The organism is Nocardioides nanhaiensis, assembly GCF_039542785.1.
Lineage (GTDB): Bacteria > Actinomycetota > Actinomycetes > Propionibacteriales > Nocardioidaceae > Nocardioides > Nocardioides nanhaiensis.
In genome coordinates, this window is sequence record NZ_BAABIM010000002.1 from 358,710 (window position 1) to 375,546 (window position 16,837).

Below are 16,837 nucleotides of genomic sequence, written 5' to 3' on the forward strand. Positions count from 1 at the left end.
GGTGATCGAACCGTGCGCACCCGCGCCAGGTCGGTGGTCGAACCGTGCGCACCCACGCCAGGTCAGCGACCCACCCGTGCGCACGAGCGCCGGGTCGGCGTCGAGGGCTACTTGGGGGGCATCCGGATGCCGCCGTCGAGACGGACGACCTCGCCGTTCATGTAGGAGTTGGTGAGGCACTCGAGCACCATCGAGGCGAGCTCGTCGGGCACGCCCAGGCGCTTGGGGAAGAGCACGCTCTCGCCGAGCTTGGCCTTGAACGCCTCCGACTCGGGGCCCTCGCCGTAGATGGGGGTGTCGATCAGGCCGGGGGCCACGGTGTTGAGGCGGATGCCGGCCGCGGAGAGGTCGCGCGCCACGGGCAGGGTCATGCCGACGACGCCGCCCTTGGAGGCGGAGTAGGAGGCCTGGCCGATCTGGCCGTCGAAGGCGGCGACGCTGGCGAGGTTGACGATCGCGCCCCGGCAGCCGTCGGCGTCGGGCTCGTTGCCGCTCATCACGGTCGCGGCCTGGCGGACGACGTCGAAGGTGCCGATCAGGTTGATCGCGATGACCTTGGTGAACGCCTCGAGCGAGTGCGCCGACTCCAGCTGGCCGTCGCGGCCGATGGTGCGCTGGGCCCAGCCGATGCCGGCGGAGTTGACGACGGCGCGCAGCGGCGCGATCTCGGCGGCGGCGCGCACGGCACCGGTGATCTGCTCGGTGCTCGTGACGTCGACCTGGGCGAAGACGCCCTTGATCTCCTCGGCGAGGGCCTCGCCGCGGTCGGCCTGGAGGTCGGCGACGACGACGGTGCAGCCGCGGGCGGCGAGCTGGCGGGCGGCCGCGGCGCCGATGCCGCTGGCGCCGCCGGTGACGAGGGCGGAGGATCCACTGAGTTCCATGCCGGGAGCATAGGACGGCGCCGCCACGCTGACAGTGGGGGTGTCAGGGTCCGGTCGCTCGCCGCTGGGGCTCAGCCCAGGGTGGTGGCGCCCCAGGCGACCAGCACGGCGGGGCCGGTCATCAGCATCCGGTCGTCGTCGGTCCAGCGCACCAGCAGCGTGCCGCCGGGCAGGTCGACGGTGTAGGTCTCGCCGCGCGGCGCGTCGTCGAGGTCGGCGGTCGCCACGGCGACCGCGCAGGCGCCGGTGCCGCAGGAGCGGGTCTCGCCGGACCCGCGCTCGTGCACGCGCATGGCCACGTGGCGCGGGCCGCGACGCACCACGAACTCCACGTTGACGCCGGCCGGGTACACGGCCGGGTCGTGGCCGGGTGCGTCGGTCAGCGGCCCGGCGTCGGCCAGGTCGTCGACGAACGCGACGGCGTGAGGGTTGCCGACGTCGACGTGGCGGGCGGTCCACGAGCGCTCCCCCACCGTCACCGTCGTCTCGTCGAGCAGGCGCGGGGTGCCCATGTCGACGGTGAGCTGCCCGTCGGGCTCCACCGTCACCACCTTGACGCCGTCGCGGCTGCCGACGCGGATCGGCTCGCCGGCCGGCACGAGGCCCTCCTCGAGCAGGTGCAGGGCGAAGACGCGGACACCGTTGCCGCACATCTCGGAGACCGACCCGTCGGCGTTGCGGTAGTCCATGAACCACTCGGAGTCGACACCGATCCCGGCCTCGCGCTCGGCGAGAGCACTGCTCCGAATGACGCGCAGAACGCCGTCGGCGCCCAGGCCGGCTCGGCGGTCGCACAGCGCGCGGACGCGCCCGGCGGGCAGGCTGCCGTGCACCTGGCCCTCGTGGTCGGGCAGCAGGACGAAGTCGTTCTGGGTGCCGTGCCCCTTGAGGAAGGGGTAGGGCTGGCTGCGCATCAGGACCCTCCTGCGTAGAGGCCGCGGCGGTAGTTCTCCGGGCGGTAGTACTCCTCCAGGGCGTCGAGCGGCAGGTCGGACGCCTCCACCTCGCTCGCGATGACCGCGCGCCGCGGCACCCGCGCCTCCGGCTCCCAGGTCTCCGGCTCCCACAGGCCGGAGCGCAGGAACGCCTTGGCACAGTGGAAGAACACCTCGTCCACGTCGACGACGACGGCCAGCACGGGCCGGTGGCCCTGCACCACCATCTCGTCGAGGAACGGCGCCTCGCTCACCAGCCGCGCGCGCCCGTTGACGCGCAGCGTGTCGCCGCGACCGGGGATCAGGAACAGCAGCCCGACGTGGGGGTTCTCCAGGATGTTGCGGTAGCCGTCGACGCGGCGGTTGCCCGGGCGTTCGGCGACCGCGATCGTCCGGTCGTCGACCACGTGGGTGAGCCAGCCGGCCGGGTCACCCTTGGGCGAGGCGTCGCAGCGCCCCTGCGCGTCGGCCGTGGCCAGCACGCAGAACGGCGACGCGGCCAGCCAGTCGCGGTCGACGTCGAGCAGCCGCTCGCGGCCCTTCTCGCGGGCGCGCTGCGTGGGCTCGCCCACCAGCGCGACCAGCTGCTCCAGCGTCGTGACGTCGGCGGTCTGCACGCCGTCAGGCTACGCCCCGGCGTCGCCCTGCAGCGCACGGTGGGCACTCGCCGCGGTCGCCACGCACCACGGCGTCCACAGCGCCCGCTCCAGCGGCGAGCGCGAGGCCGCGTTGGCGACGACACCCACCGCCGCGTACCCGCGGACGACGCGCAGCACCCGCCGCCGGCGACGGCGTCGTGCCGGTGCGCTCGCGTCGAGCAGGCTCACCGCCGCAGCGGCGTAGGCCCCGGCGGCCACCCCGCTGACCAGTCGCAGCCGCGGTGGCACCGGGCCCGGTCGCCGACCGCCGTAGGCCGCGCTGCCCCACGGGGCCCCGGCGGCGAGACCGGCCTGGAAACCGGCCTGCAGGGCCAGCAGCGCCCCCGTCGGGCGGGTCACCCGAGCCTGTCCTGCTGCTCGCGCAGCACGACGTCGAGCTCGTGCATCCGCAGCGCGGAGATCCCGGTGCCGGCGAGCAGGACGGCGCGGGCCGGCAGGTACTTCTCCCGCAGCCGTCGGGCGTCCTCGGGCCGGGTGTGGGCCAGCCCGGTGTTGCCGAGCAGGTTCCAGGCGTTGTCGACGAGCTTGACGATCGCGCCGATCGGGTCGGCGGCCGCGCGGTGCACCAGCTGGGTGTAGGGCTCGCCGGCGCGCTCGGTCACCGAGTCGACGGCGTCGAGCACCTCCTGCGGGATGCCGTGGCGCTGCAGGTCGGCGAGCGTCGTGGGGGTGTCCTCGACGACGTCGTGCAGCCACCCCGCGGCCTGCGCCTCGGGGCCGAACAGCGCGCACCCGGCGGCGACGGGCGCCAGGTGCGCCTCCACGTAGTCGCGCTGCTGCTTGTCGCGCTGGTCCACGCCGCGGTGCGCCTCGGTGGCGATGCGGCGGGCCAGCGCGACCACGGCGGGCTCGTCGGTGGGCTCGTCGGTGGGCTCGTCGGTGGGCTCGTCGGTGGGCTCTGGGGTGGGCTCGTCGGTCGGCTCGGGCGTCTCGGGCACCGGGTCAGTCTGCCGCGCCGGCGTCGCGGGCGTCACGCCTGACCACCCGCGCGGCCCCGCCGCCGCGGCGCTCCCGCTCCGCCACCGCGGTGAGACGCCCGCCGGGGGCGCGCTCGACGGCGGCGACGGCGCCGATGAACGGGTCGCTGGTGAGGCCGTCGCCCGCGGGCACCAGCGTGTGGCCGAGCGCCGTCAGTGCGTCGCCGTAGCGGTCGATGAACGCCTGCTCGGCCGTCACGTCGGCGGTGTTGCGCTGCGAGGCGCGCGGCGCGAAGACGGCGCGCGGCAGCGGCTGGTCGAGCAGGAGCCGGTTGACCAGCACCTGCAGCACGGTGGTGATGATGGTGGAGCCCCCGGGCGAGCCGACGACGAGCACCGGGCGGTCGGCGTCGTCGAGCACGATCGTGGGCGACATCGAGCTGCGCGGGCGCTTGCCGGGCTGGATGCGGTTGGGGTCGCCGGCCTCGTAGGTGGTGGAGAAGTCGGTGAGCTCGTTGTTGAGCAGGAACCCGCGGCCCGGGACGACGATGCCGGAGCCACCGGTCTGCTCGATGGTGAGCGTGTAGGCCACCGCGTTGCCGCGGCGGTCGACCACCGAGAGGTGCGTGGTGGAGATGTTCTCGGTGTCCTCGGCCACCACTCCGGGCGCCGCGGCCGGACCGCAGACCCCGTCGGCGGCGACGTCGCCCTCGGCGACGGGCTTCTCGGCCGCCTGCAGCGGGTCGATCTCGCAGGCGCGCTCGTCGGCGAACCGCTGGCTCAGCAGGGCGCGCTGCGGCACGTCCACGAAGGCCTGGTCGCCCACGTAGGCGGCGCGGTCGGCGAAGGCGAGAGCACTGGCCTCGAGGTAGTGGTGCAGCACCTCGGGCACCGGGGCGTCGTCGAGCTCGGCCGCCTCCAGGATGTTGAGCGCCTCGCCGACGCCGATCCCGCCGCTGGAGGAGCCGGCCATGCCGTAGACCTGCAGGCCCTCGAACTCGGTGCGGGTGGGGCGCGGGGAGCGGACGCGGTAGCGGTCCAGGTCGCGGGTGGTCATGCTGCCCGGCGGCACCGGGAGCGTCGCCCGGCGCACGGTGGGGGGACGCCGCACGGCGCGCACCAGGTCGCGCGCGAGCGGTCCGCGGTAGAACGCGCCGACGCCGTCGCGGGCCAGCAGGCGGTACGTGCGGGCCAGCGCCGGGTTGCGGTGCACGCTGCCGACGCGCGGGGCACGCCCGCCCTTCAGGTAGACCCGGCGGGTCGAGGTGAACTGCTCGAACCTCTCCTGGTTGTCCAGCGTCTGCTGGCGGAAGGTGCCGTCGACCACGAAGCCCTCGCGCGCCAACCGCTCGGCCGGGGCCAGCAGCCGGCTCAGCGGACGTGATCCCCATCTCCGCAGAGCAGTGCTCCAGGTGAGCGGGGTGCCGGGCACCCCGACGGCCACGCCGCTGGTGACCAGGTCGGGCGTGAAGGGGTAGGGGTCGCCGGTTGCAGGATCGACGAACGCGTCACGCCGGATGCCGCTCGGCGCGGTCTCGCGACCGTCGAGGGTGCGCACGGTCCGGCTCTTCGCGTCGTAGTAGACGAAGTAGCCGCCGCCACCCACGCCGGCGCTGTACGGCTCGGTGACGCCGAGCGCGGCCGCCGTCGCGACCGCCGCGTCGACCGCGTTGCCGCCCTGCTGCAGCACCCGCAGCCCGACCGCCGAGGCGTTCGGGTCGACCGAGGCCACCGCTCCTCCGCGGCCCCGCGCCACCGCGGGTCCCGGCGGGGTGCGGGGGGCGGGCGCCGACGTCGTCGCGCCGGACGCCGCGGACGAGTCGGCGTCGTCGGCGAGCGCCGGGCCGGCCGGCGTCGTCAGCGTGACGGCGGTCAGCGCCACCGTGGAGCACAGCGAGGTGAGCAGCAGGGGCAGTCGCATGAGCGCTCGGTACCCATCCCGTGCTCGAGGTACGGGGGGCGCCAGCTGGGCTCAGCGCAGCCCGGGGTGGTTGCGGGCGAGCACGGGCACCAGCAGGGAGCGGGGAGCCACCGAGGCCAGCAGGGCGCCGACCCGGTTGGCCTGGCCGGGGATGACGACCATCCGGCCGCGTGCCAGACCGTCGACGGCGGCGCGGGCCACGGCCGGCGCGTCGACCCACATGATGGCGGGCAGCGCCTCCTTGGCGTCCTCGTCGCTGAACCCCGCGCGCTCGCCGAAGCCGGTCTGCACGGGTCCGGGGCACAGGGCCGACGCGGTCACGCCCGAGCCCTTGAGCTCGCCCACCAGGCTCTGGGTGTAGGAGAGCACGAAGGCCTTGCCGGCGCCGTAGCCCGCCTGGCCGGGCAGGGGCTGGAAGGCGGCGGTGGAGGCCACGTTGAGCACCGCTCCGGAGCGGCGCTCCACCATGCCGGGCAGGAAGCGGGTGGTGAGGTCGACGACGGCGACCACGTCGACCTCGACCATCGCCATCTCGCTCACGGGGTCGGCGTCGCTGACGCGCCCCAGGGTGGAGAAGCCGGCGTTGTTGACCAGGATGCTCGGCACCAGGCCGAGCGCCTCGACCCGGTCGGGCAGGGTGGAGCGGGCGGTGCGGTCGGCGAGGTCCATGGCGACGACGTGCGCGGTGCCACCCGCGGCGGCGAGCTCCCCGGCCAGCGACTCCAGCTTGCTCTCCGTGCGCGCCACCAGCACCACGGTGTGACCGCGGCGGGAGAGCTCGCGGGCGATCTCGGCGCCGATGCCGGAGGAGGCTCCGGTGACGACGGCGGCACGGTCGGGGGCGGGGGTGGGGAGGGCCATGGGCCCGACGCTACTGGGCGGCGCTACCTGACGGCGTCGTGCTCCTCGTCGAGGTCGCGGGGCCCGGCGGGCGGCCACGTCTCGCGGTCCCCCGGCCCGGCGACGTCGTACCAGGCGCACGCGAAGGCACGGTTGCGCTCCAGCCGGGTCAGCGTCAGCTGCAGCCGGCGCGGCAGCAGCGGACGACCGGCACCGACGGTGACCGGAGCGGTCGAGACCATGAGCCGGTCGAGGTGGCCGGTGTCCCAGAACGCACCCGCCAGCTCACCACCTCCGACCACCCAGACGTCACCCTCGCCCGCCGCCTCGGCGATCGCCGGCCAGTGCTCCGCGACCGACCCCGACACCAGCCGCACCCCCTCGGGCGCCGGCAGGTCACGGTGGGTGAACACGAAGCAGGGCTGGGTGTAGCCCCACGGCTCGCCGGTGCGGCGGCCGTGCTCGAGCACCCAGCGGTAGGTGGTGGCGCCCATGACCAGCGCCCCCACGCCGGCGATGAACTCGCCGTAGCCCATCGGCCCCTCGTGGTCCATGTCCTGGCCGAGCAGCCAGTCGAGCGAGTCGTGCTCGTCGGCCAGGAAGCCGTCCAGCGTGCTCGCCGTGTAGTAGACGACGGCGGTCACCGGCCGGCCCCCTCTGCACCGTCGTGGGGCTGCTGACCCTGCCGGGTGCGCAGCCACGTGATCGGGTCGCCGGTGCCGGCCTCCTCCGCGCCGGGGTGGCCGAGCATCGCCAGCATCCGGCGCACCACCTGACGACGGTGGGCGGCGAACGTGAGCACGTGCGCGACGACGCTGCTCATCACGAAGCTCTCCGGCGGCTCGCACAGCGCATCCACGAGCACGTCGTCCCAGCCGCCGCGGCGCTCCAGGTCGCGGACCATCGCCAGCCAGCGGGGCGCGACGACGTCGTGGCGGCTCAGCAGCGCAGCGGCGTCGTCGTCGGGGCGACGCGCGGGGAGGTCGGCGCCCTCGACCGATGCCAGCCAGATCTCCTTGGTGAACACCTGCGTCGCGAGGACGCCGGCGAGCGACCCCTCGGGTCCGTCCCACGGCAGCACCTGGTGCTCGGGCAGCAGCTCGCGGCGCAGCTGGTCCTCGGACAGACCGACCGCCACCTCCAGCAGGGCGCGGGTGTCGTCGAGGTCGTGGGCCACGAGCTGCTCGGTCAGCGGGTTCATCGTCGTCTCCTGGGCGTGCACCCACAGCGAGGTGGGCGGGTGGAAGTGGATGCCGTTGGGGGCCGGGAGCCAGGTCGCGGACGGTCGGGTGCCGGGCGGGTGGCCGAAGGCCCGGGTGAAGGCCCGGGCGAACCCCTCGGCCGACTCGTAGCCCGCGGTCCACGCGGCGTCGGTGACGCTGACGCCCTGCCGCAGCTGCCAGGCCGCACGCTCGAGCAGCACCCGGCGCCGCATAGCCACCGGCGGCTCGCCCGCCGACGCCGAGACCTGCCGGCTGAAGTGGAAGACGCTGCTGTGCGCACCCGCCGCCATCTGGTCGAGCGAGCGTCGCTCCCCCGGCGCCGCGTCGTCGAGCACGGCGTCCAGCAGCTCGCGCAGGCGGTCGCGTCCTGTCTCGGCCATACGGGGATCCTCTCGCGTGCGGACGCCCGTCTACCCGACCGTTCTTGCGGTCTCCTGGACCGCGCCCACCGCTCGCTCCAGCCGGTCGGGTGCGTCGTGCGGCACCCACACGATGCGCGGGTCCTTGCGCCACCACGACTCCTGACGGCGTGCGAAGCGCCGGGTGGCCACCACGGTGCGCTCCCGGGCCTCCTCGAGGGTCAGCTCGCCCGCGAGGTGCGCCAGCACCTCCGGGTAGCCGATCGCTCGCGACGCCGTCAGCCCCTCCTCCAGGCCAGCCCCGCGCAGGCGTGCCACCTCCGCCACGAGCCCGTCGTCGAACATGTGCGCCACCCGGGCCTCGATGCGCGCGTCGAGGGCGGGCCGGTCGATCGCGACGCCGACCTGCACGGTGCGCGGGTCGAGGTACTCCAGCCGGGGAAGGCTGGCCGAGAACGGGCGACCGGTCAGCTCCACCACCTCCAGCGCGCGCACGACCCGGCGGCCGTTCTCGGGCAGGATCCGGGCGGCGGCCTCGGGGTCCACCTGAGCCAGCCGGGCGTGCAGCGCCGGCGAGCCGAGGTCGTCGAGCTCGGCCTGCCAGCGCGCCCGGACGGCGGCGTCGGTGCCGGGGAACTCGAAGCGGTCGAGCACCGCCCGCGTGTAGAGCGCCGAGCCGCCCACCAGCACCGGCACCCGGCCACGCCCCCGCACCGCGGCGACGACGTCGCGCGCCCAGCCCTGGAACTGCGCCACGCTGAGGGTCTCGCGCACCTCCAGCAGGTCGAGCAGGTGGTGCGGCACCCCCCGGCGCTCCTGCAGGGGCAGCTTGGCCGTCCCGACGTCCATGCCCCGGTAGACCTGCATGGCGTCGGTGTTCACCACCTCGCCGTCCAGCGCCTGCGCCAGGTCGAGCGAGAGCGCCGTCTTGCCCGAGGCCGTGCAGCCGACGACGGCGACCGCGGGGGGCGCGGGCGTCGGGGGCGGCTGCGGCATGTCGCTAGTCTTCCAGCGAGGGCTGTCCCGCTGGATCCCCGGCAGCCCGTGGGCGCAGTGACGACGAGCGAGGAGAGAACGTTGAGTTTCTTCGACAAGGCGAAGAGCAAGCTGACCGAGGCCGTCGACAAGCACGGCGACAAGATCAACCAGGGCATCGACAAGGCCGCGGCCGCCGTGGACAAGAAGACCGGCGGCAAGCACAGCGACAAGATCGACGGCGGCGTGCTGAAGGCCAAGGACGCGCTGGAGAAGCTCGACGGCAAGAACGACGACTTCAAGAAGCCGGGCACCCCGTGACGGCGCCGGTCCCCGAGGAGACCAACGCGGCGCAGGACCTCACCGAGCAGCCCCCCGGCACGCACGAGGACGACCTGCCCGACGGCGACGACGCCGGCGGCACCTCGGACGCGCAGGAGGAGAACGCCGAGACGGCGCAGGACCAGCCGTCCCAGTGAGCGGCCGGTGAGCAGCGCTGACCTCGGGCACGACCGGTTCGTGGTCGTGCCCGCCTCCTACGTCTTCCTGCTGCGCGGGGCCGATGACGGCAGGGACGGCGAGGGGCCCGAGGTGCTGCTGCAGCTGCGGCGCAACACCGGCTACATGGACGACCACTGGGCGGCCGCCGCCGCGGGCCACGTCGAGCGCGGCGAGACCGCCGTCCAGGCCGCCCGGCGCGAGGCGGCCGAGGAGATCGACGTGCACGACGTCGCCCTGGAGTTCGTGACCGCGATGCAGCGCACCCGCCACGACCTGCCGATCGACGAGCGCATCGACTTCTTCTTCACCGCCCGCTCCTGGCGCGGCGAGCCCCGCGTCGTCGAGCCGCACAAGTGCGCCGAGCTGCGCTGGGTGCCCCTGGACGCGCTCGACGACCTGCCCCACCCGGTGGTCCCGCACGAGCGCGCGGTGTTGGAGTCGCTCCGCGCGGGCACCGGGCAGGCGTACTCCACCTTCGGCTTCGAGGAGACCCCATGAGCGACACGGACGACCAGCCCGACGAGACCCCGGAGGCCCCGGCGACCAGCGAGGACGGTGACCTGGGCCCGATGCCCGAGCCCCGGATCGAGCCCGGCGAGCCCAACCCCGGCGGGGTGGACGCCACGCCGGACAGCGACGGCGTCGACGGCGAGACGGCCGAGGCCGACCCGGCCCCGCGCGACCTCGACCCGAACCTCAACCCGGCGGTCGAGGACGCGATGCCCGAGGAGATGAAGCAGACCGAGGACACCGGGACCGAGGCCACGCGCTCCGAGGACGGCGGGACCGAGACCGACGCCGAGGACGAGGCGCCGGCGTGAGCGGCGAGCGGCGCGACGACGAGACCGCTCCCGGCAGCGACGGGGACATGGGTGTCAGCAGCGAGCGCGTGGGCCCCACCGGTCCCGGCCAGGAGGGCACCAGTGGCACCCGCGACGTCGGCCCGGGCGAGCAGGCTGAGCAGGCTCCGCCCGAGCAGACCCCTGCCGCGGTGACCGGTGATCCCGAGGTGCACCCCGACCCACCGATCCCGCCGCGCTCGGGCTACAGCTCCTCCGACCCGCGCAGCGACTGAGCCGCGACAGTCCGTCGCTTGTCGGTCGTCAGGACGGTCGTGGACGACCACGACGCGACGGACTGTCGCGCCGGGTTGTCACATCCATCCCTGTGGCCACACCCGTCACAGCAGGGTCAGCGCAGGAGACGGGTGTCGAGCGGTGTCTCGACGGCGCCGCTCCCGTCCGCACCGGGGCGCACGTGGTAGCAGCCGGCACCCGGTCGCTCGGCGAGCGCCTCGACCAGCTCGGTGCCGCGGTAGAGCAGCCCTGCGCCGTCGTCGGTGGCGAAGCCGGCCGGCAGGGTGCCCTCGGCCACCAGGGACTGGAACAGCGGACGGCGCTGCGGCTCGGAGTCGTAGTGCACGCCGTTGCTGAACGGCAGCAGGGCCAGGCCGTCGGTCACCGGGCGCAGGTCCGGACCGAAGGAGTCCGTCGTGCCGCCCACGTGCCAGCACAGCGAGCCCGCCGAGACGCCGGTGAGCACCACGCCGGCCTCCCAGGCCGCGCGCATCGCGACGTCGACGCCGTGCATCCGCCACATGGCCAGCAGGCCGGCGACGCTGCCTCCTCCCACCCACACCACGTCCTGGGCCAGCAGGTGGGCGGTCACGTCGGGCACGTTCGGCATCGGGAAGCAGACCAGGTGGGAGGCGTGCCAGCCGGCCTCGATGGCCATGTCGTGGAAGTGGCGCACCGACTCCGAGGAGTCCCCGCCGGCGGTGGGCAGGAAGCACACGCGGGGCGCACGGCCCGTGACGCCGGCGAGCTCGACGGCGTGCTGCGTCAGGGGTCCGACCGACCACCGGGTGCGCGAGCCCGGGACGATGCCCCCCGAGGTCGCGAGGATCGTGGGCGCGTCTGCTGGCATGTCTTCTCCCGAGATGAGCTGACGGTCAGCGGCAGGCAGGAGCCTCCGGTAGCGGGGAGGGTACGCCGATCACCGGCATGCCGAGCGACACCCCGCCCGCCTCGGGCGCGGCGCCGCCCTGCCGGCGCTCCCAGGTGTCGCCGGAGCGGGTCCGCCGCACCGAGAGCACCGCTCCGTCGGCTACGAGGTGGTGCGGGGCGCCGTAGGTGACCTCGACCGTGACGACGTCGCCCGGCCGCACGCCGTCGGCGCCCTCGGGGTTGAAGTGCACCAGCCGGTTGTCGGGCGCGCGGCCGGAGAGGCGGTGGGTGGCGGCGTCCTTGCGACCCTCGCCCTCGGCCACGAGCAGGTCCATCCGGCGCCCCTCGAGCGCACGGTTCTCCTGCCAGGCGATCTCGTTGACCTCGGCGACGAGGCGCTCGTAGCGCTCCTGGACCACGGCGCGCGGCACCTGGTCCTCGAGCGTGGCCGCCGGGGTGCCGGGGCGCTTGGAGTACTGGAAGGTGAAGGCACCGGAGAACCGCGCTGCGCGGACGACGTCGAGCGTGGCCTCGAAGTCCTCGTCGGTCTCACCGGGGAAGCCCACGATGATGTCGGTGGTGATCGCGGCCTCGGGCATCGCGGCGCGGACCCGCTCGATGATGCCGAGGTAACGGCTCTGCCGGTAGGAGCGGCGCATCGCGCGCAGCACCTTGTCGGAGCCGGACTGCAGCGGCATGTGCAGGCTCGGCATCACGTTGGGGGTCTGCGCCATCGCCTCGATGACGTCGTCGGTGAACTCGGCGGGGTGGGGGCTGGTGAACCGCACCCGCTCGAGACCCTCGATGTCACCGCAGGCGCGCAGCAGCTTGGAGAACGCCTGCCGGTCGCCGAACTCGACGCCGTAGGCGTTGACGTTCTGACCCAGCAGCGTCACCTCGCTGACGCCGTCGGCCACCAGCGCCTCGATCTCGGCGAGGATCTCGCCGGGGCGGCGGTCCTTCTCGGTGCCGCGCAGGCTCGGCACGATGCAGAAGGTGCACGTGTTGTTGCAGCCGACCGAGATGGAGACCCACGCCGCGTAGGCGCTCTCGCGCTTGGTGGGCAGCGTGGAGGGGAAGACCTCGAGCGACTCGAGGATCTCGACCTGCGCCTCCTCCTGCACCCGCGCCCGCTCGAGCAGCACCGGCAGCGAGCCGATGTTGTGGGTGCCGAAGACGACGTCGACCCACGGCGCCTTGCGGGTGATCGTCTCGCGGTCCTTCTGCGCCAGGCAGCCACCCACCGCGATCTGCATGCCCGGTGTCGCGGCCTTGACCGGCGCCAGGTGCCCGAGGTTGCCGTAGAGCCGGTTGTCGGCGTTCTCGCGCACCGCACACGTGTTGAACACGACGACGTCGGCCTGCTCGCCCGACGGCGCGGCGGCGTAGCCCGCGTCCTCCAGCAGGCCGGTGAGGCGCTCGGAGTCGTGGACGTTCATCTGGCACCCGTACGTGCGGACCTCGTAGGTCCGGGGCACGGTGGGGGGCTGGGTCGGGGCCTCGGTCTGGGTGCTGGTCATGACAATCACCCAGGGTACGTCCGCGACCGCCCGGCCCGGGAAACCCGGGTGACAGCGGGGCCGCCCCACCGGGAGGCTGGACCCGTGATGCTCTCGGACCCCACTCCCCGCCTGGCCACCGCGGCCGACTGGCTCCGCTACCGCGAGGCACGGCTGCGGATGCTGGCCGACTCCCCCGACGCGTTCATGACGACGCTGGCACAGGCCGAGGCCCAGGGCGAGGAGTTCTGGCGCGGCCGGGTGGGCGGCACGTTCCCGACGTGGCTGGTCACCGACGACACGGACACCGCGGGTGACGCCGGCGCCGTCGTCGCGACCGGCGGGGTCTTCGTCCCCGAGCCGGAGGGGCACGCCCCGACCGCGCACGTCGTCGCCATGTGGACCGCCGCCGAGGCGCGCGGACGCGGCCTGGCCGCACGGATCCTCGAGGTCGCGGTCGACTGGTGCCGCGAGCAGGGCCTCGACGAGGACCTCCGGCTGCACGTGACCGAGGGCAACGCTCTCGCGAGGCGGCTCTACCTGCGCCACGGATTCTCGCCGACGGGCGCCTGGGAGCCGCTGCGCGAGGGGTCGCCGCTGCGCTGCGAGGAGCTCCGGCTGGCGCGCCCCGATGCCGACTCCGGTGACGCCGAGGGCTGACCCGCCCGGGTCACGACCCGGTACCAACCGGGTCACGCGCATGGCCCGCGAGGGCCACGGACCGCTAGGGTCCGCCGCATGACGCTGCAGGAGGAAGCGCCCACGCCCGCGCGCGCACCCGGTGAGGCCCTCGTGGTGCTCGACCACGTGGACAAGTGGTTCGGCGACCTGCACGTGCTGCAGGACATCAACCTGACCGTGACCCGCGGCGAGGTCGTCGTGGTCATCGGCCCCTCTGGCTCCGGCAAGTCCACGCTGTGCCGCACCATCAACCGGCTCGAGACGATCGACCAGGGCTCCATCAGCCTCGACGGCGAGCCGCTGCCCGAGGAGGGCAAGGAGCTGGCCCGGCTGCGCGCCGAGGTGGGCATGGTCTTCCAGAGCTTCAACCTCTTCGCCCACAAGACGATTCTCGAGAACGTGACGCTGGGCCCGATCAAGGTCCGCAAGCAGTCCAAGGCCGACGCCGAGAAGCGCGCGAAGGAGCTGCTCGACCGCGTCGGCGTCGGGCACCAGGCCGCCAAGTACCCCGCCCAGCTCTCCGGCGGCCAGCAGCAGCGCGTGGCCATCGCCCGCGCCCTGGCCATGGAGCCGAAGGTGATGCTCTTCGACGAGCCCACCTCCGCGCTCGACCCGGAGATGATCAAGGAGGTCCTCGACGTCATGGTCGACCTCGCGCAGGGCGGCATGACGATGATCGTGGTCACCCACGAGATGGGCTTCGCCCGCACCGCCGCCGACCGGGTGGTCTTCATGGCCGACGGCGCGATAGCCGAGGAGAACACCCCCGAGGAGTTCTTCACCAACCCGCAGAGCGCCCGGGCCCAGGACTTCCTCGGGAAGATCCTCAAGCACTGACCCAGCACGACCCAGCAGAACCCGCACGACCCAGCAGAACCCGCACGACCCAGCAGAACCCGCACGACCCAGCAGAACCCGCACGACCCAGCAGTGACCACAGCACCGAGCAGGACCGATCACACAGGGAGAACCATGCGCACCATGACGTTCCGGGCCACCGCGGCAGCAGCGGCGGTCGTCCTCGCAGGATCACTGGCGGCGTGCGGCGGGGGTGACGACAGCGGGTCCGAGCCCGAGGTGAACACCGACGCCGAGTTCGAGGCCGGCACGAAGATGGCCGAGATCCAGGAGGCCGGCACCATCAAGATCGGCACCAAGTTCGACCAGCCCGGCTTCGGTCTGCAGAACCTCGAGGGCGTGCCCGAGGGCTTCGACGTCGAGGTGGCCAAGATCGTCGCCGGCGCCATGGGCGTCGAGCCGGACAGCATCGAGTGGGTCGAGACCACCTCCGACATCCGCGAGTCCTCCATCGAGAACGAGGACGTCGACATGGTCGTGGCGACCTACACGATCAACGACGAGCGCAAGGAGCGGATCAGCTTCGCCGGCCCGTACTACGTGGCCGGTCAGACCCTCATGACGCTGGCTGACGAGGACGCGATCAGCGGCCCCGAGGACATCGCGTCGAACCCCGACATGAAGGTCTGCTCGGTCACCGGGTCGACCCCCTCGGTCAACATCGAGGAGTACCTCGCCAGCCCCGACCAGCTGGTGCTCTTCGACGTCTACGACAAGTGCGCGGACGCGCTGAGCAACGGCCAGGTCGACATCGTGACCACCGACAACGTGATCCTCGCCGGGTTCGTCGGCGAGTCCGACGGCGAGTTCAAGCTGGTGGGCGACACCTTCACCGAGGAGCCCTACGGCATCGGCATCCCCAAGGGCGACGTCGCGTTCTGCGAGTTCATCAACGAGACGCTCGCGGAGAACGAGGACGCCTACACGACCGCGTGGGAGGAGACCGCCGGCCAGGTCGAGGGCACCGAGGTGCCCGAGCTGCCCGAGGCCGACGCCTGCTCCTGATCGTGACGTCGGCGACCGCCGACCGCGCACCCGACTGACCGCCACTGCCTCCCGGCCGCCCACCTGGGCGGCCGGGAGGTCCGCGGAGAGGAGACACCGGCGTGGACGCCGTCTTCGACAACCTGGACCTCTACTGGTCCGGCTTCCTGCGCTCGCTGGGCATCTGCCTGTGGGCGATGGTCGGGTCGCTGCTGCTCGGCACCGTGATCGCCGTGTGTCGCGTCTCCCCGAATCCGGCGCTGCGCGCCTTCGGTGCCGCCTGGGTGACCGTGGTGCGCAACTGCCCGCTCACCGTCGTCCTGTTCTTCTTCGCCTTCGGGCTGCCGACGATCGGGATCAACTACAGCTACTACGTCTTCGGCGTGAGCGCCCTGGTCGTCTACACCTCCGCCTTCGTCTGCGAGGCCCTGCGCTCGGGCATCAACGCCGTCTCGGCCGGGCAGGCCGAGGCCGCCCGCGCCATCGGGCTCACCTTCACCCAGACGCTCTCATCGGTCATCCTGCCCCAGGCCTTCCGCAGCTCCATCCCGCCGGTGGGCAGCGTGCTCATCGCCATGTTCAAGAACTCGGCAGTAGTCGGCGCCTTCGGAGTCGGGCGGGACCTGTGGTCGGTCGGGAAGAGGCTCTCCAGCGCCCAGGGCTACGACGCGCTCCCGGTCTTCACCGGCGTCGCCGTCGGCTATCTCGTGATCACGCTGACCGCCAGCGCGCTGCTGGCCCTGGCCGAGCGCAAGGTGGCGATCGTGCGATGAGCAACGTGCTGTATGACCAGCCGGGACCGCGGGCCCGGCGTCGCAACCTCATCGGCGCCGTTGTGGCAGGAGTCCTGCTGCTCGCACTGGTGGCTCTGGTCCTGCGCAAGCTCGCCGCGGAGGGACAGTTCGACATGGAGCTGTGGGGTCCGCTCATCGACCCCTCCACCGACGAGTTCCCGCTCGTCTGGGGCCTCATCCGCCAAGGCTTGACGGCGACCCTGGTCGCCGCCGGCCTGGCGATCGTCTTCTCACTCCTGCTCGGCACCGGTCTCGGAATGCTGCGGATGATGCTCGGGAAGTACTCCCGCACGCCCGTCGTCGTGTGGATCGAGCTGTTCCGCGGGCTCCCGGTGATCGTGACGATCTTCTACGTCTACACGTTCATCCGGTCCCAGCGCATCGACATCGGCTTCCTGCCCGGCGATGACGGGCTCTGGTTCGTCGTCATCGGCCTCACCCTCTACAACTCGGTCATCATCGCCGAGATCCTCCGCGCGGGAGTCGCGTCGTTGCCTCGCGGTCAGGCGGAGGCAGGTCTCGCCATCGGCATGACCCCGCGCCAGACCATGCTCACGGTGCAGCTGCCCCAGGCCTTCCGGACCATGCTGCCCGCGCTGATCAGCCAGCTCGTCGTCATCCTCAAGGACACCTCGCTCGCGGCGATCCTGGCTCTCTACACCGAGCTGCTGCGACGGGGGAACCTGATCTCGCTCAACCTCGACAACCCCATCCAGGTGTTGTTCGTCATCGGCCTGATCTTCATCGTCATCAACTACCTGCTCTCGAAGCTGGCCGAGTTCACCGAGCGCCGGCTCTCCCGCTCCGGCGTGAAGCCGCTGGCTGCCGACACCTCCGCGGTGCCGGCCACCTGACCTGCCG

22 protein-coding genes are annotated in these 16,837 nt (G+C 73.2%); 10 read left to right on the top strand and 12 right to left on the bottom strand.

Translation table 11 applies throughout. The features are described 5' to 3' along the window. Positions 1 to 107 precede the first annotated feature (107 nt). The 10 genes from ABD948_RS09855 to miaA form a co-directional block, all read right to left on the bottom strand. Positions 108 to 884 (bottom strand): SDR family NAD(P)-dependent oxidoreductase, encoded by a 777-nt coding sequence (locus ABD948_RS09855; protein WP_345265236.1) that lies wholly within the window; start codon positions 882 to 884, stop codon positions 108 to 110. A 71-nt stretch (positions 885 to 955) separates the two neighbouring features. Continuing rightward, positions 956 to 1,798 (bottom strand): diaminopimelate epimerase, encoded by an 843-nt coding sequence (dapF, locus tag ABD948_RS09860; RefSeq protein ID WP_345265239.1) that lies wholly within the window; start codon positions 1,796 to 1,798, stop codon positions 956 to 958. Next, the gene (locus ABD948_RS09865) at positions 1,798 to 2,436 is read right to left on the bottom strand and encodes an MSMEG_1061 family FMN-dependent PPOX-type flavoprotein (RefSeq protein WP_345265240.1); all 639 of its coding nucleotides are present in this window, start codon (positions 2,434 to 2,436) and stop codon (positions 1,798 to 1,800) included. The genes dapF and ABD948_RS09865 overlap by 1 nt, the downstream gene beginning before the upstream one ends. Before the next feature lie 9 nt (positions 2,437 to 2,445). Continuing rightward, positions 2,446 to 2,817 carry a hypothetical protein gene (locus tag ABD948_RS09870; protein ID WP_345265242.1) on the bottom strand — a complete coding sequence of 124 codons (372 nt, stop codon included), beginning with the start codon at positions 2,815 to 2,817 and terminating at the stop codon, positions 2,446 to 2,448. After that, positions 2,814 to 3,416 (bottom strand): PT domain-containing protein, encoded by a 603-nt coding sequence (locus ABD948_RS09875; protein WP_345265244.1) that lies wholly within the window; start codon positions 3,414 to 3,416, stop codon positions 2,814 to 2,816. The genes ABD948_RS09870 and ABD948_RS09875 overlap by 4 nt, the downstream gene beginning before the upstream one ends. 4 nt (positions 3,417 to 3,420) lie before the next feature. After that, entirely contained in the window at positions 3,421 to 5,316 is a 1,896-nt protein-coding gene (gene ggt, locus ABD948_RS09880) for a gamma-glutamyltransferase (RefSeq protein WP_345265246.1), read from the bottom strand. 51 nt (positions 5,317 to 5,367) lie between these two features. After that, a complete protein-coding gene (locus ABD948_RS09885; RefSeq protein ID WP_345265248.1) occupies positions 5,368 to 6,177 on the bottom strand; it encodes an SDR family NAD(P)-dependent oxidoreductase in 810 nt (269 codons plus the stop codon). A 23-nt stretch (positions 6,178 to 6,200) separates the two neighbouring features. Next, the gene (locus tag ABD948_RS09890) at positions 6,201 to 6,800 is read right to left on the bottom strand and encodes a dihydrofolate reductase family protein (RefSeq protein WP_345265250.1); all 600 of its coding nucleotides are present in this window, start codon (positions 6,798 to 6,800) and stop codon (positions 6,201 to 6,203) included. Next, positions 6,797 to 7,759, bottom strand: a complete 963-nt coding sequence (locus tag ABD948_RS09895) for a helix-turn-helix domain-containing protein (protein WP_345265252.1) — start codon at positions 7,757 to 7,759, stop codon at positions 6,797 to 6,799. The genes ABD948_RS09890 and ABD948_RS09895 overlap by 4 nt, the downstream gene beginning before the upstream one ends. A gap of 30 nt (positions 7,760 to 7,789) precedes the next feature. Further along, positions 7,790 to 8,734, bottom strand: coding sequence for a tRNA (adenosine(37)-N6)-dimethylallyltransferase MiaA (miaA, locus tag ABD948_RS09900; RefSeq protein ID WP_345265254.1), 945 nt, complete (start codon positions 8,732 to 8,734; stop codon positions 7,790 to 7,792). 81 nt (positions 8,735 to 8,815) lie between these two features. Here miaA and ABD948_RS09905 point away from each other — a divergent pair, with 81 nt between their 5' ends. From ABD948_RS09905 to ABD948_RS09925, 5 genes are read left to right on the top strand one after another with little or no spacing between them, the layout of a single operon-like run. Beyond that, on the top strand, positions 8,816 to 9,034 hold the full coding sequence (locus ABD948_RS09905) for an antitoxin (protein ID WP_345265256.1): 219 nt from the start codon (positions 8,816 to 8,818) through the stop codon (positions 9,032 to 9,034). Next, a complete protein-coding gene (locus ABD948_RS09910; RefSeq protein WP_345265258.1) occupies positions 9,031 to 9,192 on the top strand; it encodes a hypothetical protein in 162 nt (53 codons plus the stop codon). The genes ABD948_RS09905 and ABD948_RS09910 overlap by 4 nt, the downstream gene beginning before the upstream one ends. Positions 9,193 to 9,199: 7 nt before the next feature. Continuing rightward, the gene (locus ABD948_RS09915) at positions 9,200 to 9,712 is read left to right on the top strand and encodes an NUDIX hydrolase (RefSeq protein ID WP_345265260.1); all 513 of its coding nucleotides are present in this window, start codon (positions 9,200 to 9,202) and stop codon (positions 9,710 to 9,712) included. Continuing rightward, positions 9,709 to 10,035 carry a hypothetical protein gene (locus ABD948_RS09920; protein WP_345265262.1) on the top strand — a complete coding sequence of 109 codons (327 nt, stop codon included), beginning with the start codon at positions 9,709 to 9,711 and terminating at the stop codon, positions 10,033 to 10,035. The genes ABD948_RS09915 and ABD948_RS09920 overlap by 4 nt, the downstream gene beginning before the upstream one ends. Further along, entirely contained in the window at positions 10,032 to 10,289 is a 258-nt protein-coding gene (locus tag ABD948_RS09925; protein WP_345265264.1) for a hypothetical protein, read from the top strand. Before ABD948_RS09920 ends, ABD948_RS09925 begins: the two co-directional genes overlap by 4 nt. A gap of 116 nt (positions 10,290 to 10,405) precedes the next feature. On the opposite strand, the gene ABD948_RS09930 is transcribed toward ABD948_RS09925, so the two are convergent. Next, positions 10,406 to 11,140 (bottom strand): Type 1 glutamine amidotransferase-like domain-containing protein, encoded by a 735-nt coding sequence (locus ABD948_RS09930; protein WP_345265266.1) that lies wholly within the window; start codon positions 11,138 to 11,140, stop codon positions 10,406 to 10,408. A 25-nt stretch (positions 11,141 to 11,165) separates the two neighbouring features. Continuing rightward, the gene (gene miaB / locus ABD948_RS09935) at positions 11,166 to 12,680 is read right to left on the bottom strand and encodes a tRNA (N6-isopentenyl adenosine(37)-C2)-methylthiotransferase MiaB (RefSeq protein ID WP_345265268.1); all 1,515 of its coding nucleotides are present in this window, start codon (positions 12,678 to 12,680) and stop codon (positions 11,166 to 11,168) included. A gap of 87 nt (positions 12,681 to 12,767) precedes the next feature. Here miaB and ABD948_RS09940 point away from each other — a divergent pair, with 87 nt between their 5' ends. The 5 genes from ABD948_RS09940 (at position 12,768) to ABD948_RS09960 (ending at position 16,830) form a co-directional block, all read left to right on the top strand. Continuing rightward, positions 12,768 to 13,319, top strand: coding sequence for a GNAT family N-acetyltransferase (locus ABD948_RS09940; protein WP_345266770.1), 552 nt, complete (start codon positions 12,768 to 12,770; stop codon positions 13,317 to 13,319). A 78-nt stretch (positions 13,320 to 13,397) separates the two neighbouring features. Continuing rightward, positions 13,398 to 14,177 (top strand): amino acid ABC transporter ATP-binding protein, encoded by a 780-nt coding sequence (locus tag ABD948_RS09945; RefSeq protein ID WP_345265270.1) that lies wholly within the window; start codon positions 13,398 to 13,400, stop codon positions 14,175 to 14,177. A gap of 144 nt (positions 14,178 to 14,321) precedes the next feature. After that, the gene (locus tag ABD948_RS09950; RefSeq protein ID WP_345265272.1) at positions 14,322 to 15,203 is read left to right on the top strand and encodes a glutamate ABC transporter substrate-binding protein; all 882 of its coding nucleotides are present in this window, start codon (positions 14,322 to 14,324) and stop codon (positions 15,201 to 15,203) included. Positions 15,204 to 15,304: 101 nt separating this feature from the next. Next, the gene (locus ABD948_RS09955; protein ID WP_345265274.1) at positions 15,305 to 15,955 is read left to right on the top strand and encodes an amino acid ABC transporter permease; all 651 of its coding nucleotides are present in this window, start codon (positions 15,305 to 15,307) and stop codon (positions 15,953 to 15,955) included. Continuing rightward, a complete protein-coding gene (locus ABD948_RS09960) occupies positions 15,952 to 16,830 on the top strand; it encodes an amino acid ABC transporter permease (protein WP_345265276.1) in 879 nt (292 codons plus the stop codon). Before ABD948_RS09955 ends, ABD948_RS09960 begins: the two co-directional genes overlap by 4 nt. Positions 16,831 to 16,837 lie beyond the last annotated feature (7 nt).